The organism is Niastella sp. (genome assembly GCF_045805085.1).
Taxonomy (GTDB): Bacteria; Bacteroidota; Bacteroidia; order Chitinophagales; family Chitinophagaceae; genus Niastella.
Genome location: NZ_JBJMLX010000326.1, coordinates 1 through 5,926, shown reverse-complemented (window position 1 = coordinate 5,926; position 5,926 = coordinate 1). Strand labels below are relative to the sequence as shown.

Annotated in this window: 3 protein-coding genes; 1 reads left to right on the top strand and 2 read right to left on the bottom strand. The window is 43.6% G+C overall.

Annotated elements, in window-relative coordinates:
- Positions 1–207: 207 nt before the first annotated feature.
- Positions 208–468, bottom strand: coding sequence for a hypothetical protein (locus ACJ751_RS17060; protein WP_407746729.1), 261 nt, complete (start codon positions 466–468; stop codon positions 208–210).
- 136 nt (positions 469–604) lie between these two features.
- On the opposite strand from ACJ751_RS17060, the gene ACJ751_RS17055 reads away from it, so the two are divergent.
- Positions 605–1,531, top strand: a complete 927-nt coding sequence (locus tag ACJ751_RS17055; protein ID WP_407746728.1) for an alpha/beta fold hydrolase — start codon at positions 605–607, stop codon at positions 1,529–1,531.
- A gap of 467 nt (positions 1,532–1,998) precedes the next feature.
- Here ACJ751_RS17055 and ACJ751_RS17050 read toward each other — a convergent pair whose 3' ends face one another.
- The gene (locus ACJ751_RS17050) at positions 1,999–5,109 is read right to left on the bottom strand and encodes a T9SS type A sorting domain-containing protein (protein WP_407746727.1); all 3,111 of its coding nucleotides are present in this window, start codon (positions 5,107–5,109) and stop codon (positions 1,999–2,001) included.
- Between the last annotated feature and the right edge of the window lie 817 nt (positions 5,110–5,926).

Genomic DNA, 5,926 nt, shown 5'->3' with positions numbered 1-5,926 from the left:
CGATGAAGTGAAGATACAATCGAAAGGGATCGAGTTGATGCAGCAACAACCGGACGGCACCTGGAAGATTGTGATTGACCATGCCTTTGGGGCGCTGGAGAATATATGATAAAAGTATAGCCATGAAAAAATGGAGGCTTTCCGGCTTAGGCGGGGGCCTCTTTCTCTTTATTCACAACTATTGCATGCGTTGGATCTCCTGCGGAGTTAACCGCAGAAACCTGGCGGCGTTGTTGAAAAGGATATGGCATGCGTAGCCATTGCTTTGTCGAATACATCGCGGTAATTATTCTTTGGATCAGTCAGCCCAAGGTCCCGGAACGGCGTTCCAATATAAGTAATACCATGACCATGGTCATTAGCTCGCAATGCATGCAGGTGCATGTCTATGACCGGCGGTTTTCTGGATTGAGCCTGGGTAAAACTGATGGAGCTTAACAGCAGAATAGTGTACAGGTGTTTGCGCATAGATTGAAGTAATGATACAGGTAGGATGCGGTGTGACCGAATTTCCATAGAAATATTTGTACAAGTAAATGCTTGTGCATATATTTACAAGCAAATACTTGTATAACAGCAGGCATAATAACTAAATATGTAAAGTATGAGAACACTTCCGTATTTATTATCATCTTTTATAATTGTGTTTGTGTCAATAATTAGTGGATGCAAACAAGGAGCCAGTACCTCAAAAGACAATACTTCTACAACAGCCGATACAACACAACCCAATCATATGCAAGATACAGCTGCTCTCAAAAAAGGTTATTCCGAAGTGAACGGAATAAAAATGTATTATGAAATGTACGGGAAAGGTAGTCCGCTTGTGTTGATCCATGGCGGAGGTTCTACGATCCAGACTACATTCGGACGAATACTTCCTTTGCTTTCCCAACACAGAAACGTAATTGCTGTTGAGTTGCAGGCGCACGGACATACCAGCGACAGAGACACACCTTTATCGTTTTCACAAGATGCCAGTGATGTTGTAACGCTTTTAAAGAATCTGAATATTCCTAAAGCTGATCTTTTGGGTTTTAGTAATGGCGCACAAACCGCGATGCAAATTGCCATCAGCTATCCGGCAATGGTGAATAAACTGATCATGGCATCGGGCTTTTATAAAAGAGAGGGCGTTCCTGCAGGGTTTTGGAACGGAATTCAGCATGCACAATTCAGCGAGATGCCACAGGCGTTAAAGGATGACTACATGAAAATAAACAATGATTCAGCAAAATTGCTGAACATGTTTCATAGAGATGTGGTTCGCATGCAAACATTTAAGGATTGGAGTGACAATGATGTGAAATCAATTACTGCACCTACCTTACTCATTATCGGGGACAAAGATGTGCCCACTCCGGAACATGCAGTAGCTATGCATCATTTAATTCCACATTCCCGACTGGCGATCATTCCAGGTGCTCACGGGCAATATCTTGGAGAAATAACTACATTAGATAAGGGCAAATGGAATGAGCCATACGTGGCGGATCTGTTTGAGCAGTTTTTGAAAACGGAAAACTTTTAAAAGCTATTTCCGCCACCATCGGCCTATTCGCTTCTTAGTCAAGAGAAAGATTGTTTTTTGTGCAAAACTCATCCACACCTACTGTATAGTTCAGCTTACGAACATGAGTTGTGGATCTTGTGCGGTTAGCTTGGGCTATTTGAGCTATTGCAAGCAGAACTTCTGCCGGCGGATTGGTTCCGTATGTACTTAGTACTTGATTTAGTAACGTACGCATTTCCAACATGGCCCAGCGTTGTTCTTCTATGCTATTATGAATAGTGTTCATATAAGTAGGGATCAAAATTATTCTTTCCCAATTTAATTCCTTTGAGATGGAGCCAGTCCAATTATTTTACGGTTTTTAGTACCGTATTTTTACGGGTATTTTGGTGGTGGGAGTTGAAAAAGATCCTGACCCGGCCAGTTGCTGGTTGATGACAAAAAAGAGGTCATCTGCCGGCTGACAGATGACCCTTTATCAACTTTTATTTTATCATAATTTTTTTGACGATCCTTTTATTGCCCTGATTGAATACCAACACGTATTGTCCTGGCAGTACGCCGCCCAGATTTAACTGGTAACGTGATTGTCCGGCCGAAAGCACCCACCGTTTAGCGATCTTTGATCCAAGAATGCTATACAGCGTACATTCAATTTTCTCTGTTTGAGCAAGGCGCCTGTCATCAAGCGTTAAATAAAGATCTGATGAAGCAGGGTTAGGTGATACCTGTACCCGCATACCTTCCGGATTGCCACCCTCGTTACAATCAACATATTCCACTTCATAACCATCCCAATCAAGACCTCCACACTGATTGATAACCTGGATCTCAACAATGTACCAGCCAGCCTGAGGCGTGAAAGGTATGGTTATAACACCACCTGAATAAGTCTGAGGATTTGTGTACACTACGTTGAACGATGGATAGCTTTTTATGCGGTACCTGTAGGTTATTCCCTGAATATCGGGCAACTCCATCGTATTGCCGTAATGACTTGAGCAGAAGTAACCCATGCCGCCCACTGCGTTCGAAAAATTCGGCGCCCCGAATAACCCTGGCGTACCAGCCTGATAGGTAGTTGAGGTGATAGCAGGTACGCTGTTGCAGGCATTGCTCACCTGTGCGGTAAGCGTAAACTCGCCATTGCCATCGGCAGGCCTGGTCACTGTTACCGCAGCGCCGGCAGGTGTAAGACCAAGCCATTGCGCATCGGTTGTCCAGTTAACGGTTGCACCGGAAGGCACACTGTTCAAGGTAAAAATGGATGAGGTACATACGGGTGTACTACCGGTAATCGACAATCCCGTTGGGCAAACTTTCGCACAGGTGAACGTTGGGTTCTGGCGCTGCAACAACCAACCGGAATTATCCGATGTGAACTGGATGTGCGCTTCATTGGCAGTTGGTGCAAAGTAATCGGCCACAGAACTGGTTTGCAAACAGGGAACGTTATTGCAGAAGCTGGCTGTTAAATAGGATAAGGGATCATTGAAAGCCAACGCGCTTACCGTAGGTACGAAACAAAAAAATGACTGATTGATCCCAGGCTTTATAAAATCCAGGAAGCCCGGAAGACCCGCTGTAATTTGAGTTATATCCACATTGTCCAGTATATTAAACTGCCCGCCCGGTGCATTGTCTAATGGCAGCATACCCGAAAAAGAACTGTAGCTCTTGTTAAGGATATAGCTGCGGGCATTAATGACCCACAGGATCTTTTTATCGTTATAGATCTGTGCCCTGAAGAGCTCCCCGGTGCCGGTGGAAGGAACTGCATTCAGCCTGAAATCCAACGTGTACGTCTTTTTGGTGGTTATTAAAGACAACGGAAAATCCATTATCAAATTCCAGGAGTTAAACTGTGGATTGCCATAACCGGTAAGTACACCAGTGGAATATAATGATCCGAATACTGACGAAAGAAATCCTGTTCCTATAATTTGCAACCAGGAAAGATCACCGCTGGTGCCCCCCAGCGTAACGAGATTTGAATTATCTCCAAATGCCTTTGCGCCAGTGCAGGCCCCGTTACTCACAAGGATATTCCTTGAATTTACCGGCCATCCCATCCCATTTAATTCATTCATGAACGCATCATGCAAGGAATTTTCTTCACTATAACTATTCCCGTTCAGCACATATCGTTTGATCAGCATTTGCCGGGCAGCCGGACTGGTAAACATCCCCATTGATTCATTGATCCGGGGAAACATATCCGTATAAGAAATAAAAGGAAAATTGCCGCCGAAATTGATAACATGCCAGCTATGCAGGTATTGTACACTCAATTGGGCAGAGGCCGGCACATTGGCGCCCCAATGCGGCGCATCGTGGCTGATGAATAAGCGGGTTTCATGCGCTACACCATCCAATTCCATATCACGCAAGGCCCAACGGGTAACCAGTCCGCCCATACTTTGCCCGATGATCACATTCCCCTGACGTACCCCGTTAAAAACGGTTTTATTGGCATTCACCCATTTAATGACCGCTTCAACAGCCAGCGCGTTCCGTTGGATATAATCGGTTCCATTCGCATAATTAACAAAGATGAGATCATATGATTCAATATCATCCAACTGGCGATTCATTGTATTCGGAAACCCTGAGGCGCCTACATTAAGGGAACCGGTAAAATCATTGACCCCGAAATCGTTCCGTGGATCGAAACCTTCAACAACTATCAGTGGCCGGCGAATGGCGCCGGTGGTGTTGTTCACACTTAATTGAATGTTCATTTGAACTGTTGCTGCCACACCCTGGTATTGTTCTGTTGCTGTGATCGTTTGAACAGGTAACCTGGTACCGCCACCTATAGGCCCAAAACGTGCATTGGATTGACCATACGCCGGATCACTAAACACCAACACTTTAGTATGCCCATACCTGACTGTATTATCAGTATAGGTTACCCGAATATTCATGACATACCAACCTGTATTGCTAAATGTAACACTGGCAGCCGTATTGAAGCCTATTGAAGTATAGCTGCTTCCACCTCCGATATTATACGCGATATCAGAAACGGTTTTCCCATTGTTTGAATAAAACAGCTCAGGGCGGAAAATGATCTGGTTGTTCCCCTGCAGCACCTGTTGATGGGTTGGTGCAATGGCAAACATCGACGCTGTTTCGTAAGGAGAAGCCGGCCGGCCCGATACATCAAACAACTGGTCGTTGCTGACATACATCAGATTTGAGCTGAGCGCATCGGCCTTCAAACGGTTGTAATCAAAATCCAGACTGACAAATGTCAGCGGCATGTAGCCATAGTTGTAGGTATTGATCCGGTTGTTCACGTCGCTTAAGCTTGTAGGGGAAGCGTGCGTATTGACCTGGCAGCTTAAGAGCGTTGCATACAACAGGCGCCAGTCTTGCAAACCAACATAATTGCTGTCGTGCAACAAACCTCCGGTATAGTTATCCGGATTGAGGAATTCGAATCCGTAATCCCTGAGAAAACCTGTAGGTACCTGCGATTTGTCGACATTCTGAAAAATGGAGTTTATTTTACTGTCAAAATCCTGGGCCACTGCCTGTACCCTGACCAAACAGAGTACCGCAGCCAGGAGGGCTGAAATAATTAACTTCATGAAAATGGTATTTTAATTAATAGAATACACGTGAATAAGCATGCACTGAAAGTGCTTTCAGGCCAATGTATGAGCTGCACTTAATTACAGCCAAAGTATACTTATTAAAAGAGAGGATCCGTGAAACCTGAAAAGGATAAAGGGTACGATCTGAAAATGGAGTACAATTTTTTCATATACGATCAGTTATTTTGGTTTCACTAAATTAGAAATAATTGTCATTATTCATTCACAGAAAACGGGATACTAAGTCACGGCACCGGCGTGTAAAAAAAATTATATAACATTGTAACGCCAGTGTAAATAACTTACTAGCAACTACAATCATATGATCGTCCCATGCAATACCGGTGATATAACAACTATTTACGATATTATTAATGACGGCGCCATATTAAATTAGTTAAAGCAAGGTGGACAAAGGAGTAAAACAAAAATTGAACTAGGCTAAAAAGCACTGGCCTGCCGCCTTGGATAAATATGAGCAACAGGAATGCCCAACAACTGACGCAGGAATACAAATTAATCCCTGCAATAAAAAAGGACCTTGCGCTTACCAACCTGGAAAACATGCATGAGCATGAGGTTAAAATAGGCAAATACTCTTTAAAGGTAGCCAGGTTGACCGGAAATTTTCCTTTGCAGGACTCCAGAAACGCGAGCTGATTCAGAATTTGGTAAATGCAAAAGAACAGGAAGTAAATGACCTAAAAAGAAGATTGAAATGATTTTACTTTAGCAATATTTTAAATAATCGGCTGACCTGGATTATCCATACGCAATAGTAAATGGAAGAATATAGGCATAATAAACAAGT